Source organism: Zobellia sp. OII3 (assembly GCF_002211465.1).
In the GTDB taxonomy this organism is placed as follows: Bacteria; Bacteroidota; Bacteroidia; order Flavobacteriales; family Flavobacteriaceae; genus Zobellia; species Zobellia galactanivorans.
On sequence record NZ_MWRZ01000001.1, the window covers coordinates 1,420,910 to 1,441,614 of the forward strand.

The window sequence follows — 20,705 nt, forward strand, 5'->3', positions numbered from 1 at the left end:
AAAAAGAGTCTTATCGAAACCGATAAGACTCTTTTACGAGAACACTATATGAAAATGAAAAATTTTATTTCTGAATGATTAACACTGTAAACTTACGGCAGTAGGTCTCTATTTGAAAAAAAATGATGTGAAACGCCCAATTTGTGTTGTGAAACTATCCTTTTGAATACTTCCCCGTCAAATACACCTATAAATTCCCATGGGGGAAGCCCTGATTTTTTCAAATGGGGGCATATATCATCCCGGAAATATGCCTGGGGCAATTCCGTTTAAGGGGATCAGCTGATTCGGATGGTGGTGGCTGCTACTGAAAGGCCGGAAATCCGGTAATATCGGCACCGGTGATCAATAGATGGATGTCGTGGGTGCCCTCATAGGTGATAACACTCTCTAGGTTCATCATATGCCTCATAATGCTGTATTCGCCGGTAATGCCCATTCCGCCCAATACTTGTCGGGCTTCTCGGGCTATGGTGATGGCCATTTCCACATTATTCCGTTTGGCCATTGAAATCTGTGCCGATGTCGCCTTGCCTTCATTCTTTAATTGGCCTAGGCGAAAGGCCAATAACTGGGCCTTGGTAATCTCGGTGATCATTTCGGCCAGTTTTTTCTGCTGTAATTGGGTGGCGGCGATTGGTTTTCCGAACTGTATGCGTTCTTTGGCATACCTCAATGCGGTATCATAACAGTCCATGGCCGCGCCGATGGCTCCCCATGAAATTCCGTAGCGTGCAGAGTCGAGGCATCCGAGTGGGGCCCCTAGGCCCGATTTATTGGGCAATAAATTCGCTTTAGGTACTTTGACGTTGTCAAATATCAATTCGCCCGTAGCCGAGGCCCTTAAAGACCATTTGTTGTGCGTTTCAGGTGTTGAAAAACCTTCCATACCGCGTTCAACGATAAGTCCGTGAATACGGCCTTCCTCATTTTTGGCCCATACTACGGCAATGTCGGCAAAAGGGGAATTGGATATCCATAATTTGGCGCCGTTCAATAGGTAGTGGTCGCCCATATCCTTGAACTTGGTTTCCATTCCGCTGGGGTTGGAACCGTGATTGGGTTCTGTAAGTCCGAAACAGCCCATCATCTCGCCCGAGGCCAATTTGGGCAAGTACTTTTTTCGTTGTTCTTCGGTGCCGTAGGTGTAGATCGGATACATGACCAATGACGACTGTACCGAGGCCGTAGATCGCACCCCGCTATCACCACGTTCTATTTCTTGCATGATGAGTCCGTAACTGATCTGATCGAGTCCCGCTCCTCCGTATTCCTCGGGAATATAGGGTCCGAAGGCCCCAATTTCGGCCAAGCCCCCTAAGATTTGCTTTGGGAACTCTGCTTTTTGGGCATATGCTTCGATTATGGGCGAGACGTCTCTTTTAACCCATTGGCGTGCGGCATCACGCACCAATTTATGTTCTTCTGAAAGAAGGTCGTCAAGATGGTAGTAGTCTGGAGCTTCGAACAAATCAGGTCTCATAAAGTGAATTTTAATCAAATGTACTAATGAAACGTAACATTACGAATACAAATTGTTACATTTTTAAATAAAAATCTTTGGTAAGCGCGACATAGGCGTCGGTGTATTCGTGCCGGCCGATTTCAATGGTAAGTTCGTCGGTAAGTGGGGTGGACTTCGTACGTGTGAACTGAAGCAGGCTACGCTTGATCTCGGAGGTGGGACTGCCTTTAACACGGGTGATACGCTGTGGATATAGTTTAAAGGAATCCGCCAGTTGCAAAAATGCGGCTTCTTCTTTATACGGAATAATGGTGGCAAAGGTACCTTCGGAAGCCATTAGCTTCGCTACGCCTTCCAGGAGTTCGTCAAAGGGGAGTGATTGGTTCTGTCTCGCATTGTCACGGGAAGCATTCCCGCTGGAAACCTCTTCTGTGTAAAAAGGGGGATTTGAAACGACCAGCTCGTAGGGGTCTTCCCATTCCTCTACAAACTCGTCAAGCCCTGCGTGATAGCAAAAGAGCCTATCGCCCCAATCGGAGGCTTCAAAATTTGATACGCATTGCTCGTAGGCGTCCTCGTCGATCTCTAGGGCGTCAATGGTATCTGCTAGGCTGCGTTGTGCCATCATAAGGGCTATTAGGCCTGTTCCGGCACCGATATCCAAAATAGATTCAGGAGCGCTTTCCAAAGAGGTCCAAGCGCCCAATAATACACCGTCGGTGCCCACTTTCATGGCACAACGGTCTTGATCTACGGTAAATTGTTTGAATTTGAAGGGTTTCATTCTATAAGGGCGTTTCATCCGTTTAGTGCCTTCCGTTCTCAGGAGAGGTCCATGGGCTGAAACGGCTGATTGTATTTTGTATGTTTAAAAGACAAGTGAAATATCGGAATATAATTTCAATGCAGGCCGCTTTTTGTTACAGCTGACATAAAAACTTGTCACTAGGGTTGAAAATACTTAATTTTCTTGTGATAATTCGTTCCTTTATGAATTATGGTTTTTCTTTTTTAGGGGATGGATTTCCTTAAAAAAACAAAATACGACTCAAACCAAAATATATACTCAAATGCAAAACGATTCAAAGTCCGGAAGGCGCAAGTTTTTAAAGAATACCCTAGCGGTGGCCGCAGGGTCAACACTGATTACGCCATCGCTTTTTGGGGCTCCGTCCATTTTAAAACATTACAAAAAACCGAATTCCAGATTTAACGGGGTGCAAGTCGGGGTCATCACCTATTCGTTCAGAAGTATGGAAGACCAAAGTGCGGAAGCAACCCTAAAGTATATACTCGATTGTGGGATCAGTGCCATTGAATTGATAGGGGACCCTGCCGAAACCTTTGCGGGAAGGCCTGAGAACAAGCTGGATCGATCGGTGTTTTTTGGGTTGATGAAAAAGAAACGCAGTGGTAGCATTAGCGATGACGAAGCCAAACAACTTGCCGAAATACAGGCCGAGCAGGCAGCTTACAACGCGCGGGTAGGCCAATGGCGAAAGACGGTGGATATGAAAAAGTTCGAGCAGTTCAGAAAGATGTACAATCGCGCCGGGGTCGATATTTACGCCTTTAAGCCACGGAACACCTTCGGAAAGAACAATTCCGATGCCGATATCGACTGGGGGATGAAGACGGCCAAAGTTTTGGGAGCCAGCCACGTTACCGTAGAGCACCCTGGTGATGATGCTACTACGCTCCGCTTGGGCAATTTTGCCAAAAAACACGGTATTTACATTGCCTATCACGGTCATGAACAGCAAACACCGACGTTATGGGATACGGCTTTGGAACAATCGAAATACAACGCCCTGAACCTTGATTTGGGCCATTTTGTGGCCGCTGGCAACACGGCGCCGCTAGAAATAATAAAAAGCAAGCACCAACATATTAAAAGTATGCATTTAAAAGACAGGCAGACCCCTGAGCACGGCAAGGGCAATCTGGTATGGGGAAGTGGCGATACCCCATTGGCCGGGGCTTTGCAATTGATGCGTGATGAAAAATATGCGTTTCCCGGAACCATTGAACTTGAGTATAATGTGCCCGAAGGCTCAAATGCCGTGGCCGAGGTTCAAAAGTGTGTGGCTTTCTGTGAAAAGGCCTTAAGTAAATAGAAAGGAATAGGGTAGGTCTGGTCGAATTAGGTCGGGTTTACCCTAAATAAAGTTCTACTAGACCGTCGGGAGTGCTTACATGGATGGCTTTGTTGTCGCGGTCCACTTTTTTTACGATCTGGTCTATGATGGGTACGAGAATTTCTTTCCCGTCTTTATCGATCTCAAAAATGGCTTGTGAGGTGGAATCGTTCACCCCGGTAATTTTTCCGATGTTGCCATGAACTTCGTCCAATACGTCAAAACCGATAACTTCGTGAAAGTAGAATTTATCGCCTTCCAGTTTTGGAAGGGCCGATAAGGGCAGGTAGAGTTCGTGGCCCATGATGCGGTTGGCCGCCGCCTCGTCTTTCACCTCTTCAAAATCGATTCGTAAAAGTTCCGATTTGTGCAGGCGACATCTATCAATAAAAAATGGAACCAGTGTATTGCCTTTCATCAAGACAAAAACTGATTCCATGTTTTCGTATATCTCAGGTTCGTCGGCATCTAGTTTAACTAGTACCTCACCCTTGAAACTATATTTTGAAACGATCTTACCGAGGTAGAAACAATCTTCCTTACGCATCCGTTTCAAAATTTATTTATTCTTCTTCCTTAGAGGCTTCTGCTTCTGCGGCCGGAGCTTCTTCGGTTGCAGCAACTTCTGCTTCTGCTTCTTCACCTTCAGGTGCTTCTGGCAGTGCAGCTTCGGCAGCGGCTTGGGCTCTCTTGTCGTTTACTTCTTTTTCGGCTTTCAAGGCTTCGGCTCTCGCTTTTTCCTTTTCCTTGTCAAGACCATCTACCTTAGAGGCGATCTTGTTTTCTTTTTCTTCCAACCAAGCCTTGAATTTTTCTTCGGCTTGCTCTTCGGTCAAAGCGCCCTTGCGAACACCTCCCAATAGGTGGTGCTTTAAGAGAACGCCTCTGTAAGAAAGGATTGCTTTGGCAGTATCGGTAGGCTGGGCACCGTTCTGTAACCATTTTACTGAACCGTCAATGTTCAGGTCAATGGTGGCAGGGTTGGTGTTTGGGTTGTAAGTACCCAATTTTTCCAAGAATTTACCATCTCTTTTTGCGCGGCTGTCGGCAGCAACGATCCAATAGAATGGTTTTCCTTTTTTACCGTGTCTCTGTAATCTAATTTTTACTGGCATATCACATTAATTTGTAGGGTGCCCGACCCTTGTTATTAATTCATTTTAAATTTTTCCCTTTAAAAGGGGTGCAAATATAGAATTTATTTTTGAGGTAGGCACTCTTGATCTGAAGAAAAATACAAAGGAAAGCGACTTTTTTGAAGGAAGGTATATTGTGGTTGTAACTATCATCGAACTAGGGGTTTGCGGGTCATTGGGCAGGGGCTTTTGCCTTCGTTGATAACTCTTGACAAGTCATAGGGCTTATGAGCGCTCTTTTTACGTAATTTTACCTTCTCTTTTTTAAGCTCAAACACGAACTTTTATGTACCTCATTTTTGATACGGAAACCACCGGACTTCCCAAACGTTGGGATGCACCCATAACCGATACCGACAACTGGCCGCGCTGTATACAGATCGCTTGGCAGTTGCATGATGAAATGGGGCGGTGTATAGAGCATCAAGATTACCTAGTGCGTCCCGATGGCTTTAATATCCCCTATGATGCCGAGCAGATCCACGGAATTTCCACGGAGCTCGCCGAACAACAGGGGGTTGCCTTGTCGGAGGTCTTGGAGAAGTTCAACATCGCCATGTCGAAGACCAAGTTTATCGTGGGGCAGAACGTTGGCTTTGATGTAAATATTATGGGGGCGGAATTCCACCGTATGGGCGTTGAGAACCCCTTGCAGGAATTGCCGGTTTTAGATACCTGTACCGAGCATACGGCACAATTGTGCCAGATACCGGGTGGACGCGGGGGCAAGTTTAAGCTTCCTACCTTGACGGAGCTGCACCAGTTTTTGTTCGGGGAACCTTTCGGGGAAGCGCACAATGCCACGGCCGATGTTGAGGCCACTACGCGTTGTTTTCTCGAGCTTATCCGTAAAGAACAATATACCGCTGAACAGTTAGATGTTCAGCCCGATTATTTCAAGAATTTTTCAGAGGCGAATCCGCAAGAGATCCAGCTTATCGGATTGAAGCATATCAACCTGAAAAAGGCTTCCAAAAAAATAGCGGATGCCCTTTGGGAAAAAGACACGGGCGGGGTGTCGCAAGAGGAAATAGAGGAGAACCTGGCTACTTTGGAGTCGGCCAGTTTCGCCCATTTGCACAACCATACCCAATTTTCCATACTTCAGTCCACCATAAGCGTACCCGATTTGATCGCGGCTACGGCCAAGGCTAAAATGCCCGCCGTTGCCATGACCGACCACGCGAATATGATGGGCGCCTTTCACTTTGTCAATGGGGTGCTCAACCACAACAAAGGGGTGGTGGCCCGTAACGAGGAGAACCTGAAGCGTTATGAGGCAACACGGAACGGAACCCTTGAAGAAGGCCAGGAGCCGTTGAACGAATTGCCCGAACCCGAATTGGAGATTACCCCGATTATCGGTTGTGAGTTTCAGGTCTGTGAAGACCATACCAACAAGTCGCAAAAAGACAACGGATATCAAATAGTGATGCTCGCCAAGAGCAAAAAGGGCTACTTGAACTTGGCAAAAATGTCTTCCATTGCCTTTGTCGACGGAAAATACTACGTACCCCGAATCGATAAAAAAATCGTTGAGCAGTACAAGGAAGATGTAATGGTGCTGACGGGTAACCTTTATGGTGAGGTGCCCAGTAAGGTATTGAACGTAGGGGAGAAGCAGGCGGAAGAGGCCTTGATATGGTGGAAAGAGACTTTTGGGGATGACCTCTATATAGAGATCATGCGCCATGGTCAAGAAGATGAAGACCGTGTAAACCAAGTGTTGATACAGTTTGCCAAAAAGCACAATGTAAAACTGGTCGCCACCAACAATACCTATTATGTAAACAAGGAAAACGCATATGCGCACGATATTTTGCTTTGCGTTAAAGACGGTGAGAAACAGTCTACACCTATAGGTCGGGGCCGTGGCTATCGTTACGGACTTCCCAATCAAGAGTATTACTTCAAGTCTTCCGAAGAAATGAAGGAGCTCTTTAAGGATATTCCCGAAGCCATTATCAATATTCAGGAAATCGTTGATAAGGTAGAGACCTTTACCTTGGCGCGTGATGTACTCTTGCCGGCCTTCGATATACCTGAGGAATTCCAGTTTGAAGAAGATAAGCTGGACGGGGGGAAACGCGGGGAAAACAAGTACCTGCGCCATATTACCTACGAAGGGGCCAAAAAGCGATATGGCGAAATAACGCCAGAGATAGACGAGCGACTAGACTTTGAGTTGAAGGTAATCGAGAAAACCGGGTATCCGGGGTATTTCTTGATTGTGGAAGATTTTATTCGGGCGGCGAGAAAGATGGACGTTTCGGTGGGTCCGGGCCGTGGTTCCGCGGCGGGTTCGGCCGTGGCCTATTGCTTATGGATTACCAATTTGGACCCGATCAAGTACGACCTGCTTTTTGAGCGCTTCTTGAACCCCGACCGTGTGAGTATGCCCGATATCGATATCGACTTTGATGACGAGGGGCGTAGCCGTGTGATGGACTATGTAATCGAAAAATACGGGGCCAACCAGGTAGCACAGATCATCACCTATGGTACCATGGCCGCCAAATCGTCGATTCGCGATACGGCAAGGGTATTGGACCTGCCCTTGGGCGATGCCGACCGTATGGCGAAGCTGATCCCCAACATGTCTAAACTGAAAAAGATTATCGGGGTAGATGAAAAGGTGTTGAGGAGCAAGTTCAATAGCGAAGAGCTTGAAAAAATAAACGAACTCTTGAATATTTCCGAGGGTGACGGACTTGAGTCGGAGACCTTGAACCAGGCCTACGTTTTAGAGGGGTCGGTGCGTAACACCGGTATCCATGCCTGTGGGGTGATCATTACCCCCGATGATATTACCAAGTTCGTTCCTGTGGCCCTGGCCAAGGATTCCGACATGTACTGTACCCAGTTCGATAACTCGGTAGTGGAAAGTGCGGGACTGTTGAAGATGGATTTCTTGGGACTCAAGACCTTGACCTTGATCAAGGATACCGTAAAGATCGTAAAGGCGAAGCACGGTATTGAGCTGGATCCCGAAAATTTTCCGCTTGACGACGAAAAAACATACGAGCTTTTCCAAAGGGGTGAGACCATTGGGGTGTTCCAATACGAATCGCCCGGTATGCAAAAGCACATGCGTGCGCTGAAACCTACGGTTTTTGCGGATTTGATCGCTATGAACGCCCTCTATCGTCCCGGGCCTATGGAATACATTCCTAGCTTTATCGCCCGTAAACATGGTACCGAGGAAATTGTATACGACCTCGATGCCTGTGAAGAGTACCTTGCCGAAACCTATGGTATTACGGTATACCAAGAGCAGGTGATGCTCCTCTCGCAAAAACTGGCCGACTTTACCAAGGGTGAGGCCGACGTCTTGCGTAAGGCCATGGGTAAAAAGCAAAAGCACGTACTTGATAAAATGAAGCCCAAGTTCATTGAACAGGCTTCTGCAAAGGGACATCCGGTAGATAAACTGGAAAAAATATGGAAAGACTGGGAGGCCTTTGCCGCCTATGCCTTTAACAAATCGCATTCTACCTGTTATGCGTGGATCGCATACCAAACGGCGTATTGTAAGGCCCATTATCCGGCCGAATATATGGCTGCCGTGCTGTCGAACAACATGAACGACATCAAGCAGGTGACCTTCTTTATGGAGGAATGTAAGCGTATGGGACTCGACGTTTTGGGTCCCGATGTCAACGAATCGTATTATAAGTTTGCGGTGAACGATGCCGGTGCCGTCCGTTTTGGAATGGGGGCCATTAAAGGTGTGGGCCGAGGTGCGGTAGAGACCATTGTTGAAAGTAGAAAAGAAGGAGGACCGTTCAAGTCGGTCTTCGATTTTGCTAAACGTATAGATTTGCGTGCCGCCAATAAAAAAGCCTTTGAGAACCTTGCGGTGGCCGGGGGCTTCGATTCCTTCGGGGATACGCACAGGGCCCAATATTTTCACGATGAAGGGGACGGCATTACCTTTTTGGAAAAGACCATAAAGTACGGAGCCAAGTTTCAGGAAAGCGAAAATTCTAGCCAGGTAAGCCTTTTTGGCGATGCCAGTGAGGTGCAGATACCGGAACCGCAAGTACCGCCATGCGAAGAGTGGGGTACTATGGAGAAACTACGGCGCGAGAAAGAAGTGGTGGGGATCTATATCTCAGGTCACCCCTTAGACGATTTTAAAACCGAAATCGATGCGTTCTGTAATGCAAGCTTGGCGAACCTGAGCGATCTTGAAAGTGTGGTAAACCGAGAGTTGGCCTTTGCGGGAGTTATTACCGACGTGCAACATAGGGTTTCAAAGAACGGAAAAGGCTGGGCGTCGTTTACGGTAGAAGATTATTCGGAGTCCTTCGAATTCAGGATTTTTGGGGAAGAGTACCTAAAGTTCCGCCATTTCCTTATGATCAACTCCTTCGTTTATATCAAGGTCTTTGTTCGTGAAGGATGGATGAACCGTGATACCGGTAAAAAAGGAGATCCCCGTATACAGTTCAATAGCTTTATGCTGCTTCAGGAAGTAATGGAAACCTATGCCAAAAAACTTACGATCAAGCTCAATATCGATGACCTAAAGGAAGAAGATATCCATCAATTGAAGGACACCCTATTGTCGCATACGGGCAATCATCCGTTGAATTTTGTCGTGTATGAAATGGAGGAAGAAATCAAGGTGAGTCTAACAAGCCGAAAGCAAAAAGTGCAGATTAGCAGTGAACTGTTGGCAACACTAAGGGAAAACGAGGTGCATTATAAGCTAAATTAGGGGATTACCTGTGCAATTTAACGTTATAGATTACGTTGATAGTGCAATAGCTAAAACGAATGTATCCTTAGTAAGGAAACCCTAAGATATTTGACTAAGTTTGCATAATATATCTAAAATTATAGAATCATGGCATTAGAAATAACAGATGCTACTTTTGACGAAGTAGTTTTGAAAAGTGATAAACCGGTAGTAGTGGATTTTTGGGCAGCATGGTGCGGACCTTGTAGAATGGTCGGCCCTATCATCGAAGAAGTGAGTGCCGAATATGACGGTAAAGCCGTTGTAGGTAAAGTAGATGTGGATGCAAACCAAGAATTTGCCGCCAAATACGGTGTCCGTAACATCCCAACAGTATTGGTATTCAAGAACGGGGAAATCGTTAACCGTCAGGTTGGGGTTTCACCAAAGAAAGTTTATACAGACGCGATTGACGCAGTTTTATAAGGTACTTTTTCCTGAAAAAGGGAGATTATAGAGGAAATCCCGCTTATGGCGGGATTTTTTTATGCCTAAAATTTCGCAGCTAGTGATTACGGTTTAATGTTTATCTTAGTCATATGAACCTGCAGTCAGAACTAAACAATGCCAGCCTTTTTCAAAACCTAGAGCTCTTGGCCAACCAAGTAGTGGAAGGTTTTATCAGTGGTATACACAAGAGTCCGTTCCATGGTTTTTCGGCCGAGTTTGCCGAACATAAGATCTACAATGTAGGGGAGAGTACCAAGCATATAGATTGGAAGCTCTTTGCCAAGACCGATAAGCTGTATACCAAGCGCTATGAAGAAGAGACGAACCTGAGGTGCCATATGATCTTGGACAGTTCGGCATCGATGTACTATCCCGAGGTCAAGAACCTAAGCCTGGGCAACCTAAATAAAATCGGTTTTGGGGTGCTGGCCATAGCCGCCCTGATGAATATTCTTAAGCGGCAGCGCGATGCGGTCGGGTTGAGTGTATACTCGGATAGCTATAATTTTTATGCCCCGGAAAAGGGGAGTGAAAGGCATCATCAAATGCTATTGGCCAAACTGAGCGAGCTAAGTCAGGAGACCAAGCCGGCCCAACAGACCGAAACCTACACCTATCTGCACCAGATTGCCGAGAATATAAAACGGAGAAGCCTGATTTTTCTTTTTACCGATATGTTTCAGACCGCTGCGGATGACGAAAAAATTTTTGAGGCCCTCCGACATTTGAAATACAACAAGCACGAAGTAGTATTGTTTCACCTTTTGGACCGGTCTACGGAGTATCACTTTAATTTCGACAACACCCCCAAGCGCTTTTTAGATGTGGAAACGGGTGAATATATCGATTTGTATTCCAGTAATATAAAGGAAGCCTACGAGCGTAGTGTTACCGCCTATTTTGAAGATTTAAAGCAGAAATGTATACAGTATAAGATCAAATATGTAGAGGTTGACGTAAAGGGCGATTTCTCGAAAATACTCAACACCTACCTAGTAGAAAGGCATAAATTTGTTTAATCACGAAATTTTTTATCAAAAATTGTTTGTGCAATTGAAATAGCGGTGTATATTTGCACTCGCTAAACGCCACGGTCTGGTAGTTCAGTTGGTTAGAATACCTGCCTGTCACGCAGGGGGTCGCGGGTTCGAGTCCCGTCCAGACCGCGAAAGCCTTCAACGCAAGTTGGAGGCTTTTTTGTTTTCTGGTTCTGTAGCGAAATCATTAGGGATCAAAAAACCACCCTGTCTACTACTAGGGGGCAGTGAACCACCACCAAAGTAGAAACTCAATCTTTATCCGTAATTAGTATGTCGTTGGCTGTGTTCGGTATAGGATTATTTTTCTTAGTACTAAGTACTAAGTATTTTGTACTGAATACTTTGTACTCCCTACTTAGTCCTGACTACTTTGTACTAAATACTATCTTCTCCTTTACAGATTTCCGTAAGCTTAAAAGCGGGACTTTATCTAGATTTGTAGTTCACCAAAATTCGTCCCGTGTTTAGAAAAATCATACTTTTTGCCGTATTCTTCCTTTCGCTGACGGTCGTTGCACAAAAAAGCGAGATCCAACTGGTTTCATGGAATATTCAAGACTTTGGAAAGACCAAGAGTAGCGAGGAGCTGGAGCAAATGGCCGAGCTGGTCAGGGAATATGATATTCTCGCTATTCAAGAGGTAGTTGCCGGTTATGGCGGAGCCCAAGCCGTGGCCAAACTATCGGATATCCTGAACCGAAAGGGCGCTAAATGGGACTACCTTATCAGTAACCCCACCAACAGTCCTAAATACGTCACGGAGCGCTATGCCTTTATTTGGAAGACGAAACACATTAAGATCAAAAACCGGGGGAAACTCATTCAGGAATTGGATAGCCTTATTGATAGGGAGCCTTTTTTGGTGGACTTTTTTATTGGGGACAAAAAGTTGAGCCTGATCAATTTTCATTCTAGGCCGTATAATAAAAGACCGGAGGCGGAAATAAGGGCCCTGACCCATTATATTGCCGAAAACTTTACGAACCCTACCATTCTAGCAGGGGATTTTAACGTTAACGAGGCCATGTCGGTTTTTGATACTTTTAAACAAAGCGGATACCGCGCCTGTGTTTCCGATACGAAGACCACCTTGAAAAGGGCGTGTAACGGGTATGGTTACCTGAATCACCCCATAGATAATATGTTTTATTCCGAAGATATCTTAAAGACCGACAGTGGGGTACTCGATTTTATACGTATTTGCGACAACTTGGAAATGGCAAGACGTTTATCGGACCATTTGCCTGTTTTTTTGAGGTTTCGTTTGGAGTAGTTAACCGCACTTACACCCCTTGCCAACTATCCATTTACAACAAGGGTCCGCTTGACATGGGGTTTTATTTTTATTAGAACAACCACAATTTGATGTCGTAGCGCAGTTTTTTATGGTATTGCCAGGCTCTTCACATGCCATACCGTCCTTGTCTGCATCTAAATCGTTCCTGCATTCGGGATCCGCATCATAGGCAGCCTGTGCCGCAGCTTGAGAGGTGTAATTGGCGCAATTTGTATCCCTACAGTCGTTCGTGCTGCTGCTGATGTTGTCAATTTTTTCGCTATCGCTGCTCGTACAGGAAATCAAGGTGAGAACCAATGAAGAAATAAATATAACGACCAAGCATCCATTGCTTTTTGTTTTGCTGAATGTCTTTCGATAGGTTAAGCCTTGTATTCCTGTTCTTATGGAATATCCTTTGGAGCTAAGGCTTCCCCTTTTGGTTCTGTAACTTGGTGTAATTCCGGACTTACTGACATTAATTCCCAATCCTTTTATCAATTTTATTCTTTTGTTGAACCTGAAAGCCATAACTATTCCTTTAAAATAAACCCTTGTATCACTTTTTCCATATTCGAAGGCAAATCGGCCTGTTTGATCTCGAAATTTTTGACATTCATTTCGTTGAGCCATTTGGACCAATATGCCCTGATAATATCCTCTTCGTAAGGGTTTTTGTCATCGGGATTGATACCTAAAACTAACACTTCTAAATTGGATAAATCTTTATTTGGGACTATAAAACCGAAATCTTGTTGTTCAAATTTGTCCTTCCATCCAGGTTTGTTAAATCCAAAACGCTTTACATCTTGAGGGGTCAGGTAGGTTGTTCTGTTCCCTTCCTTGATTTTAGTGTCCTTATGATAGATATAACCATCGGTCAAAACCACTAGTATATTTCTGTGATTATCTTCAATACAATAGTCGTTCACCTTGTTTTTGAAGAAACGCCATGTATCGGATCCAACATAATGGTCATCATTGATGGCTGCTTCATAGATAAGGGTTGAAATACTATCGTATTTTTTGCAAGTCATTAGTATACCCTCTTTTGTAACATTATTTCTGTTGAAAGAAATTTTAAGGGCTCCGAGCTTTTTGTTTAGGGTCTTATCGGAAGGTTCTGGGTCTATGAAAACTTGGATTTTGTCATCTATTTTTATCATTTTTTTATTCATGATATGAGCTTCGAAATTCTCAGCAATAGATTTTAAATAACCAACATCCCTCAGGTAGAACTCCATTGCGGGTGAGGGATATTTTTGGGGATTTATTCGATCTGATAAATCTAAAAGTACACTAATGTTTAAGTTCTCATTCGCGGTAACTTTTGGAAATTCGTGGTCGTGCATGGGCTCTTCTGACTTGGGGCCCTCTTTACAAGAACTAAGGACAACAGGTATTAGTGCCAATATCGTAAGGGTTAGGAAATATCTTTTCATCTTGTTAATTTATTAGTTTATATAATCGTCCTTCGTAACTTTCATCGGCTATATCGTGCTCCTCTAAGTGCTTTTTTTCTTCAATAGAGCAAAGGGACAATAGTTCATCCCTCCTTTTTAAATCGTCAAAATTATCTGCTATGCCCAAGAACCATCCTTTTACGTATTCGGCATGATAGGTGAGGTAATGTTTATTGGAAAACACAAAACCATCGATTGTACGTTGCAGGTCGTTTATTTTGCCTTCGATTCCTGAGATTTCCTCTTTTATTGGGCTTAGCTTCTCTGTTTGGTTCAATATCTCTTGTTCGTGGTTTTTTATATCTTCTCTTTTGGATCTAATGAAGGTTTTTATTTTATCGAAATTGTCATATTCTTTCATAATGAAATCAAATACCAACCCCCAAATAATGTATACCACAAAACCTGCGAATATTATGCCCCAAAATTCCGCCTTGGTAAAAGCTATTTGTACGTTGAAATCTGGAGAATTCAGGGTTTTTTCTATGTCATATATCTTCTTTTCTATTTGATAGGCAAGTATTGCATCAAAAATAAAAGTGATTATAAACAGCGTTCCTATTTTTACATAAGACAACCAATTTTTGTGTTTTTGAAACATATGAATGAGATATCCTAACCCCATAAATGCGAAGGGAATCGTAGCTACAAAAACCCCTTCAAGCCAACCATCTTTGATGGCTTTGGTAAGGGCATTGGCATCGAAAATGGCGTTGGTGAGTTGTTCCGTATCAAATGTTTTGAAAAAAGCGGAATAGGAAGCCGAGATATAGAAAACCAATAGGTAAAACGTAATTGGAATGATAACAATCAGACCCAGGTAAAATTGCGCCTTGGGCTTTTTGTCGGCATCTTCCACATATTTTTCGGGGTTGTGTTTGACATCGGCTATTTCGTTTTTAAAGATTGAAATTTTGTTTTCCAAACTGGCGATGCCTTCTTCTATAATGCCCTTAACAGTCTTTCTTTTTTTTAGTTCAATTTCGAATTTGCTCTTCTCTTGAACGTAGGGTGCTTTCAATTCTTTTTGGAGCTTTTCGTCTTCCCTACATTTACCTTTATAATCCATGTAAACATCTTGCAAACACGCTTTAAAGATCATATGGTTGCCCGCTGCCTGTTTTGATGAACCGTAGCCGCTTTCAAAAAAAGTAAGTTTGATTTTTTTTGTGTCTTCCTCTTTTGGTTTCTCTATTTCTTGCGGGGTAGTCTTTTTTACGGAGAATATTTTTTTTATTGCGCTCATATCAGTCTTGCATTTTAGCGATTAATTCTTTTTTGGAAATTTTTGCCTTTGCATTCTCAAGAAGAAATTCACATATGTCATCAATATTCTCCTCTAAAAATTCAAATTTTAGACAATACTTTTTTAAGGTATTTGTCTCGTCTTCAGTTGCGATGCCATCTGCCCAGATCATTAATGCCAAATCATAGAGATATTCTATTTTTTCTTCTAAGGATTCTGGAATTGCCGAGTTTTGGGAAGGATTTAGTAATATCTCGTTTAATTGATCTTTGCTGAGCCCTCTTTCTTCTGCAAAATTGTAAAGCATTTTTAATTCTTGAATATCAAAATTATCGTCGGCAAATGCCATTTGATAAAGCCTTAGGAAATGACTTTTTAGTACGGTCGATACATTTAATTTATCCATAGTTTTAATATTGGTTTTTTTGATTTGATATATGGTTTCCTTTGTCTAGAACAATTAGCATAATAGTTCAAGGTAAATTGTGCCTGAAATCGTTATTAGCAGGAGTACAAATTTTAGGCAACCCTGACGCTTATTGCTAGGTGTTGATTTTTTCTTTTTTGAACTTTTGTTTACAAAATGGCCTTGAACGTAAGTGCCATCTTTTTTGTAGTATCCTTTTCTGTAGCCCATCGGTTTGTGGTTTGATGTTCTTGGTTTTTCAAACCTAATACCATTTGTGGGTAATTCCTTACGGATATCCGTAATACAAAAAAGAACGGCACAGGGCCGTTCTTTTAAGAAAGGTCGGTTTGGTGTTTAATCTTCCCAGCCGCACAAGCCTCGCCCTATTTCCTTGGCTTGGTGGAGGGGTACTTGGTAAATACGTGTAGAACAGCGCGACAATCCGCGGCAGTTTTTTACGTAATGGTATTTTTTGCTTCCCTTTCCCTTGCAGATATAAACGGTGGTTTCGCTTGGTGTAGACGGCCCGAAAGACAAAAACAATAATGCTAGAAGAACTTTATTCATTTTCATAAAAATCTACGGTTTGCAATAGGGGAGCTTCAAATTGGTAAATGTCTTCCAAGGCACCTAGGGCCTGTCTGGTTTCGCTCTTGTCTTCATTGATAAGGCCCAGGTATTTGATAGTGCCGTTAAAATGAAGTCTACAAAGCGGTTTTCTATTATTGTTGTCCAATAAGATTCCAAAATACGATTGGGTATCCCTATGGGCAATTCTGTCAATGGCAATTTTTCGCCTTAGAATGGCCACTACAATTCGAAAACCTTCGAGTTCTTCCTCGGTCGTAACGATTTTACTGATTTCTTCGGGCTCTTGCTCTTCCTCTTGCTGTTGTACCGCTTCCTTACTTAAGGCCGCATTTAGACGGTCGTTTACTTTTTCGCTAATGGTCTGAACGAAGGCCTTGCCTACCAACTCGGTAAATTCTCCCATTACTTTTTCCGTGAGCCGACCGGTATAGACCTCGCTGGCAAATAGTTTTACGAAATGGTGTGAGGGAGATTGTAGCTCATCAGCAATAAGCTTTTTGATTTCTTTGGTATACTTTAAGGAACTGGCATTGTCCACAATTTTGTTTACGTCAAAATTGGACTTGTGAAACTTTGCTATTTCGTGAACCGTGTTTTCTTTTAGTTCGGTGATATTGAATTCAAGAAAAGGTTTTTCATCCATTTTATTGGCGGCTTCCAAATCAGTATAGAAGCGATATTCTATTCCGTTGGTCAATAGGGCAAACCTTGTTTTGGTGGTATGGAAATACCGGAACAGCTGTGAATTATGGGAATTGAGTTTTTCTTTCCAATTTTTACATTCAATAATGATTATGGGCTGATCGTCTTGAAAAATGGCATAATCTACCTTTTCGCCTTTCTTGAGTCCAAGGTCGGCCGTGAACTCTGGCACGACTTCGGTGGGGTCAAAGGTGTCATACCCCAACAAATTGATAAACGGGAGTACAAAAGCGTGTTTGGTAGATTCTTCGGTGTCTATCTTCCCTTTTAACTTGGCGATTTTTTCGGCAAGGGCCTTAAGTTGGTTTTGGAGTGGCATAGTTTTAATTTAGAGGTTAAGAATATGAGTCTTGAATTCTATTTAGTGCTTGGGGAAGCGTCTAGTTTTTACACCCGTTTTTGCTACAGGTGATAGGTTTGCTCGTATTTGTCCAATGGCTCGGGCGCTCGGTCGTATCAAAACCGCACCCTGTGGTTCCTCCTTTTAATCCTTGGTGGATCTCTCCTGTGGCTATGTGTTTTACTGGCATGGTCATCTCTGGTTTTAGTTAGTGATGGTTAAATGTAAAACCATTGAAAGACAATTCCTTACGTAAAACCGTAAAGGGCGAAAATTGTTTCGTATAAATTGTAAAAGGGTGGGCTCCCTTCGGTCGGGTCCCTGCTATAATAAGTGACTAGCCGTTTTTTGGGCTGTCCCTTTGGGAAAGGTGTTTCCTTATCATGTTTAAAAGACCGAACCCGCAAATTTGATGATCCCCCAACCACCTCATAGACAGGCCGGTCTTATGCTTAATTATGGCATTCTTTGCAACAACGGATACAGGCACTGGTTTTTTTATACATTTTACCGGCTTCCATGACCGCTCCCTGACAGGTGGGGTGAAAGCCCAGGTCGGTCTTGCTTAAGATAAAGGCAAGCAAATTACAGTCGTGCTTGTGTACTTCGTAATTGCCGTTGCTTTGTCTGGTGTTGTTTACGTAATATTTGATCATCGGGTAATTTTCGGCCAAACTAATACCATTAATAGATAATCCCTTACGGATTTCCGTAAGGGATTAAAAAATTGGTCGGGCGGTTAGAAATTTGTAATACGGAGGTGTTATATCCTGCCTTCTTTGATCAGCTTGGCTATAAGATGTTGGATGTTTTTGGCCCCGAAGGCGTCAAACAAGCGGCTTACTTTTTTATCGATGGTACTTTCGCTATTGGGCGAAATGTTTTGACGTTTGAGTTTTTCCGAGATCTCTTTTTTGGTCAAGCCTTCGGCTAGGTCTTGCAAGATCATACGGTCGTACTTGTCCAGTTCAAAAATAGTGTTGGCACTATTCAGGTTGATCTGGGGGGAAACATAGGTCCTGTTCTGGTAGGCCTCTTGTATGGCGGTCACCAGTTCGTTGAGTCCGTTACGGCCTTTACAGACATAGGCATTTATCTTTAGATCGGTAAAAAGCGGATTGATCTCGACCGGATTGTCTATCATTGAATTGACAATGACCTTTATGTTCGGGTCGATGTCCCTGACCGCCTTTATAAGGGCCTGGCCTGAAGTCAGTTTACGGGCCGCGGGCCCTTCTTTGAACGAAAGGTCGGTTATTAAAAGCTCATAGGGCTCCCCTTCGTTAAAGGCTAGTTTAAACCTGTTGTACGCTTTGTCACAATAAAGTTCTTCTTGTATTTCTTCAATCTGCAGTCGATTTTCAAGGGCGTTAACGATGCCTTTGTTCGTGTCTTGGAAGTCTTCTGCAATCAGTATTTTTTTGAACATAGTCTGCACTATTTAATTCGGAATTTCAATTTGGGCTCTAAAACCATCGCCCTTTTCTGAATCAAAAGTAAGACTTCCATTGATGGCTAGAATACGCTTTTCCGTATTCCATAGTCCATTTTTATGATTTAAATTATTTTTTGAGGCTCCTTTACCGTTGTCGGTGTAGTTGACTTTTAGCTTTGTTTTCAAGGCTTCAAAGTGTATGGAGACCACTGTGGCCCCGCTGTGCTTCTGCATATTGATCATAAGTTCTTGAAGTACCTTATACAAGGTTTTTTTGCTTAGTTCCGGTAGTTTGCCCCAATCGATTTCAGTACTTCCTGTGACGATCAATTGGGTGTTTCTACAGTAGCTGCTCAGCATACCGAAGAGGACTTCCTTGAACTTTGGCCCGGTGTCGATGTCGTTGATTTTCCTTGAAAAATCCCTGCTTTGGTTGTAGAGGCCATCGATGACGTTCAGAACCTCGGTATTGGGCGCCCCGTTTTGCAGCAATACCATGGCATGGTTTAACTTGCCTGCAAAATCGTCGTGTAGTTTTCTCGACAGTTCTGCTTCGGTGGCATAGGTGGCTTCTATTTTTGCCGTTTTATTTTCTTGTTTTAGGCGCTTGGCGCGCTGAACCGAAAAGAAGCCCGTGAAAACGGAAATGAGTACGATCAAGGCCAGGCCCGAGTAGGATATAATCTTTTGGTTGCGTTGCTTGGCCGCTTCCAAAAGGTGTTCGGCACTCTCCTTTTCTAAATGGAGAATGGATTCTTGCTTTAGCTTGTCGTCGTACCTGTATTTGGCAAATTGGGTCTTTACTTTTAATTCTTGGTCGTACAGGCTATCCTGCAAAAACACGTAGCGGTCCCTTATTCCGATAGCGTTGGGTGCGAGTTGCATAAGCTGTTTCAGGGCATCTTTTTCCGCCCGTGGTATTTTTAACGATTTGGATAGCTGTATGACCGAATCAAGATACGAACGGGCCTTTACAGGATTGCTTTTACTGTGGAATTCCCCCAAATGGGTATAACTGGCAATCTGCCCCCTTTTGTCCTTTTGCTGAATTCGTATGGACAAGGGTTCTTCAAAGGCTTCCTTTTTTACAGGAAGGCCCGATAACCATCTGGCATAGGCCAAATTGTCCAAGACCCGGGCGTATTGTTTTTGATTTCGGCCCAAGGTACTGTCCTTTACTATTTTGTTCAACAGTTCCATGGCCTTGTCGAAGGACTTGCTATCGATATAGGTGGCTGCCAAATTGTTCTCGTAAATCAGGCGGTCATGGGCGCTTTCTTCAATGTGTATCGCTTTTTGGTAGTAGTCTATGGCATCGGAAAAGTTCAGTAGCTTTCTATGGTTGGTAGCCAAAGCGTTGTAGCAATGGGCTACTTTTTTAGGGTTTTTTAAAAATTTTAAGGCGTCGGTCAGGGTTTCTTTGCTTCCGAAAAAATCGTTGTTGTTTTTTTGAATGGTGCCTATGTTCAGCAGGTTGATACCAATTCTACTGCTGTCCTTCAACTGCGTATAGTATTCTTTTGAAAGGGAATAGTTTTCAATGGACTTGTGGTAATCGTGTTCCACTTCTGAGAAATAATAGCCCATTAGGTAGTATTGTTCCGCCAAGACAGAAGCTTTCTTGACCTTCGGGGCGTGGTTTGCCAATTGATCGTGGTATATACGTAAGCTGTCGTATTCCTTTGAAAGCAGGTGTAACAGACTCTTTTGAAAGAGAACAGGGCCGTACAGACTGTCTTCAACGTCGTTTTTTAGATGTTGGTACGATTGGTTGATGGCTTGGTAGCGTTCTTTTACGGAAAGTGTTTTTTCCTTGGCACGCTTATAGTGAAATAAGGCACTGTCGGCATCCTTGCCCTCTTGGGTGAGGGGGGCATCATGCTTTGATGTGCAGCCGAAAAACAAAAAACAGAACACGATTAGTGCGAACCTATTCAATGGCGGGAAGTATTAAGAGTTGAACATAAAAAAAGCCATACCCGAAAGTATGGCTCAAATTACTGAATTTAATCGTTATTTTCCTTATCCTCTTGGAGGGTCTGTTGGCGGATCGCCGTCATCCCCTTCCGTTGCTTGAATATGGTAAAGCTCATCGGTGTCTGCCGTAGATGGGCTGGAGCATGAAAATAAAAATCCGTTCATGATTACGACTAAGGTCGCTATATATACTTTTTTCATCGTTTTGTTATTTTTTGGACATAGCTGTGGCTGTCCAGATTAGTATTTGGTCTGATGGGCACCGGATTAAAGGCGCTGAAAATGAAGGGGCG

20 protein-coding genes and 1 tRNA gene are annotated in these 20,705 nt (G+C 43.5%); 6 read left to right on the forward strand and 15 right to left on the reverse strand.

What is annotated here, in order from left to right:
• Positions 1–304 precede the first annotated feature (304 nt).
• Together B4Q04_RS05910 and B4Q04_RS05915 are read right to left on the reverse strand one after the other, a co-directional pair.
• Positions 305–1,483, reverse strand: coding sequence for an acyl-CoA dehydrogenase family protein (locus B4Q04_RS05910; protein ID WP_013993530.1), 1,179 nt, complete (start codon positions 1,481–1,483; stop codon positions 305–307).
• A 55-nt stretch (positions 1,484–1,538) separates the two neighbouring features.
• Positions 1,539–2,249 carry a tRNA1(Val) (adenine(37)-N6)-methyltransferase gene (locus tag B4Q04_RS05915; RefSeq protein WP_088696245.1) on the reverse strand — a complete coding sequence of 237 codons (711 nt, stop codon included), beginning with the start codon at positions 2,247–2,249 and terminating at the stop codon, positions 1,539–1,541.
• Positions 2,250–2,535: 286 nt separating this feature from the next.
• Here B4Q04_RS05915 and B4Q04_RS05920 point away from each other — a divergent pair, with 286 nt between their 5' ends.
• The gene (locus B4Q04_RS05920) at positions 2,536–3,582 is read left to right on the forward strand and encodes a sugar phosphate isomerase/epimerase family protein (protein WP_088696246.1); all 1,047 of its coding nucleotides are present in this window, start codon (positions 2,536–2,538) and stop codon (positions 3,580–3,582) included.
• A gap of 37 nt (positions 3,583–3,619) precedes the next feature.
• On the opposite strand, the gene rimM is transcribed toward B4Q04_RS05920, so the two are convergent.
• Together rimM and B4Q04_RS05930 are read right to left on the reverse strand one after the other, a co-directional pair.
• Complete coding sequence (gene rimM, locus B4Q04_RS05925) at positions 3,620–4,150, reverse strand: ribosome maturation factor RimM (protein WP_013993533.1); 531 nt, start codon at positions 4,148–4,150, stop codon at positions 3,620–3,622.
• 16 nt (positions 4,151–4,166) lie between these two features.
• Positions 4,167–4,718 (reverse strand): 30S ribosomal protein S16, encoded by a 552-nt coding sequence (locus B4Q04_RS05930; RefSeq protein WP_013993534.1) that lies wholly within the window; start codon positions 4,716–4,718, stop codon positions 4,167–4,169.
• A 307-nt stretch (positions 4,719–5,025) separates the two neighbouring features.
• On the opposite strand from B4Q04_RS05930, the gene dnaE reads away from it, so the two are divergent.
• The 5 genes from dnaE to B4Q04_RS05955 all read left to right on the forward strand — a co-directional run bounded on the left by dnaE (position 5,026) and on the right by B4Q04_RS05955 (position 12,246).
• Entirely contained in the window at positions 5,026–9,462 is a 4,437-nt protein-coding gene (gene dnaE / locus B4Q04_RS05935) for a DNA polymerase III subunit alpha (RefSeq protein ID WP_013993535.1), read from the forward strand.
• A 129-nt stretch (positions 9,463–9,591) separates the two neighbouring features.
• Positions 9,592–9,909, forward strand: a complete 318-nt coding sequence (gene trxA, locus B4Q04_RS05940) for a thioredoxin (protein ID WP_013993536.1) — start codon at positions 9,592–9,594, stop codon at positions 9,907–9,909.
• Positions 9,910–10,022: 113 nt separating this feature from the next.
• On the forward strand, positions 10,023–10,952 hold the full coding sequence (locus tag B4Q04_RS05945) for a DUF58 domain-containing protein (RefSeq protein WP_013993537.1): 930 nt from the start codon (positions 10,023–10,025) through the stop codon (positions 10,950–10,952).
• Positions 10,953–11,025: 73 nt separating this feature from the next.
• Positions 11,026–11,099, forward strand: a tRNA-Asp gene (locus tag B4Q04_RS05950).
• Between the two features lie 334 nt (positions 11,100–11,433).
• Complete coding sequence (locus tag B4Q04_RS05955) at positions 11,434–12,246, forward strand: endonuclease/exonuclease/phosphatase family protein (RefSeq protein WP_088696247.1); 813 nt, start codon at positions 11,434–11,436, stop codon at positions 12,244–12,246.
• On the opposite strand, the gene B4Q04_RS22815 is transcribed toward B4Q04_RS05955, so the two are convergent.
• The 11 genes from B4Q04_RS22815 to B4Q04_RS22685 all read right to left on the reverse strand — a co-directional run bounded on the left by B4Q04_RS22815 (position 12,247) and on the right by B4Q04_RS22685 (position 20,613).
• Positions 12,247–12,780, reverse strand: a complete 534-nt coding sequence (locus B4Q04_RS22815; RefSeq protein WP_201723374.1) for a DUF4236 domain-containing protein — start codon at positions 12,778–12,780, stop codon at positions 12,247–12,249.
• A 2-nt stretch (positions 12,781–12,782) separates the two neighbouring features.
• Positions 12,783–13,691, reverse strand: a complete 909-nt coding sequence (locus B4Q04_RS05965) for a hypothetical protein (RefSeq protein ID WP_088696248.1) — start codon at positions 13,689–13,691, stop codon at positions 12,783–12,785.
• Between the two features lie 4 nt (positions 13,692–13,695).
• Positions 13,696–14,958 carry an ECF transporter S component gene (locus B4Q04_RS05970; protein ID WP_088696249.1) on the reverse strand — a complete coding sequence of 421 codons (1,263 nt, stop codon included), beginning with the start codon at positions 14,956–14,958 and terminating at the stop codon, positions 13,696–13,698.
• Between the two features lies 1 nt (position 14,959).
• Positions 14,960–15,364 (reverse strand): hypothetical protein, encoded by a 405-nt coding sequence (locus tag B4Q04_RS05975; protein ID WP_076455605.1) that lies wholly within the window; start codon positions 15,362–15,364, stop codon positions 14,960–14,962.
• A gap of 357 nt (positions 15,365–15,721) precedes the next feature.
• Positions 15,722–15,940 (reverse strand): hypothetical protein, encoded by a 219-nt coding sequence (locus B4Q04_RS05980; protein WP_088696250.1) that lies wholly within the window; start codon positions 15,938–15,940, stop codon positions 15,722–15,724.
• A complete protein-coding gene (locus B4Q04_RS05985; RefSeq protein ID WP_013993540.1) occupies positions 15,927–16,979 on the reverse strand; it encodes a type I restriction endonuclease in 1,053 nt (350 codons plus the stop codon). Before B4Q04_RS05985 ends, B4Q04_RS05980 begins: the two co-directional genes overlap by 14 nt.
• A gap of 61 nt (positions 16,980–17,040) precedes the next feature.
• Positions 17,041–17,190, reverse strand: a complete 150-nt coding sequence (locus B4Q04_RS22820; protein ID WP_088696398.1) for a hypothetical protein — start codon at positions 17,188–17,190, stop codon at positions 17,041–17,043.
• A gap of 262 nt (positions 17,191–17,452) precedes the next feature.
• On the reverse strand, positions 17,453–17,656 hold the full coding sequence (locus B4Q04_RS05995; RefSeq protein WP_088696251.1) for a hypothetical protein: 204 nt from the start codon (positions 17,654–17,656) through the stop codon (positions 17,453–17,455).
• A 107-nt stretch (positions 17,657–17,763) separates the two neighbouring features.
• Complete coding sequence (locus tag B4Q04_RS06000) at positions 17,764–18,429, reverse strand: response regulator transcription factor (RefSeq protein WP_013993543.1); 666 nt, start codon at positions 18,427–18,429, stop codon at positions 17,764–17,766.
• 12 nt (positions 18,430–18,441) lie between these two features.
• Complete coding sequence (locus B4Q04_RS06005; protein WP_123772338.1) at positions 18,442–20,373, reverse strand: hypothetical protein; 1,932 nt, start codon at positions 20,371–20,373, stop codon at positions 18,442–18,444.
• 84 nt (positions 20,374–20,457) lie between these two features.
• Positions 20,458–20,613, reverse strand: coding sequence for a hypothetical protein (locus B4Q04_RS22685; protein ID WP_013993545.1), 156 nt, complete (start codon positions 20,611–20,613; stop codon positions 20,458–20,460).
• Positions 20,614–20,705: the final 92 nt, after the last annotated feature.

What these genes read in the sequence shown, in the direction of transcription:
- B4Q04_RS05910 (WP_013993530.1), bottom strand. Translation starts at nt 1,483, where the DNA reads ATGAGACCTGATTTGTTCGAAGCTCCAGACTACTACCATCTTGACGAC.
- B4Q04_RS05915 (WP_088696245.1), bottom strand. Translation starts at nt 2,249, where the DNA reads ATGAAACCCTTCAAATTCAAACAATTTACCGTAGATCAAGACCGTTGT.
- B4Q04_RS05920 (WP_088696246.1), top strand. Translation starts at nt 2,536, where the DNA reads ATGCAAAACGATTCAAAGTCCGGAAGGCGCAAGTTTTTAAAGAATACC.
- rimM (WP_013993533.1), bottom strand. Translation starts at nt 4,150, where the DNA reads ATGCGTAAGGAAGATTGTTTCTACCTCGGTAAGATCGTTTCAAAATAT.
- B4Q04_RS05930 (WP_013993534.1), bottom strand. Translation starts at nt 4,718, where the DNA reads ATGCCAGTAAAAATTAGATTACAGAGACACGGTAAAAAAGGAAAACCA.
- dnaE (WP_013993535.1), top strand. Translation starts at nt 5,026, where the DNA reads ATGTACCTCATTTTTGATACGGAAACCACCGGACTTCCCAAACGTTGG.
- trxA (WP_013993536.1), top strand. Translation starts at nt 9,592, where the DNA reads ATGGCATTAGAAATAACAGATGCTACTTTTGACGAAGTAGTTTTGAAA.
- B4Q04_RS05945 (WP_013993537.1), top strand. Translation starts at nt 10,023, where the DNA reads ATGAACCTGCAGTCAGAACTAAACAATGCCAGCCTTTTTCAAAACCTA.
- B4Q04_RS22815 (WP_201723374.1), bottom strand. Translation starts at nt 12,780, where the DNA reads ATGGCTTTCAGGTTCAACAAAAGAATAAAATTGATAAAAGGATTGGGA.
- B4Q04_RS05965 (WP_088696248.1), bottom strand. Translation starts at nt 13,691, where the DNA reads ATGAAAAGATATTTCCTAACCCTTACGATATTGGCACTAATACCTGTT.
- B4Q04_RS05970 (WP_088696249.1), bottom strand. Translation starts at nt 14,958, where the DNA reads ATGAGCGCAATAAAAAAAATATTCTCCGTAAAAAAGACTACCCCGCAA.
- B4Q04_RS05975 (WP_076455605.1), bottom strand. Translation starts at nt 15,364, where the DNA reads ATGGATAAATTAAATGTATCGACCGTACTAAAAAGTCATTTCCTAAGG.
- B4Q04_RS05980 (WP_088696250.1), bottom strand. Translation starts at nt 15,940, where the DNA reads ATGAAAATGAATAAAGTTCTTCTAGCATTATTGTTTTTGTCTTTCGGG.
- B4Q04_RS05985 (WP_013993540.1), bottom strand. Translation starts at nt 16,979, where the DNA reads ATGCCACTCCAAAACCAACTTAAGGCCCTTGCCGAAAAAATCGCCAAG.
- B4Q04_RS22820 (WP_088696398.1), bottom strand. Translation starts at nt 17,190, where the DNA reads ATGCCAGTAAAACACATAGCCACAGGAGAGATCCACCAAGGATTAAAA.
- B4Q04_RS05995 (WP_088696251.1), bottom strand. Translation starts at nt 17,656, where the DNA reads ATGATCAAATATTACGTAAACAACACCAGACAAAGCAACGGCAATTAC.
- B4Q04_RS06000 (WP_013993543.1), bottom strand. Translation starts at nt 18,429, where the DNA reads ATGTTCAAAAAAATACTGATTGCAGAAGACTTCCAAGACACGAACAAA.
- B4Q04_RS22685 (WP_013993545.1), bottom strand. Translation starts at nt 20,613, where the DNA reads ATGAAAAAAGTATATATAGCGACCTTAGTCGTAATCATGAACGGATTT.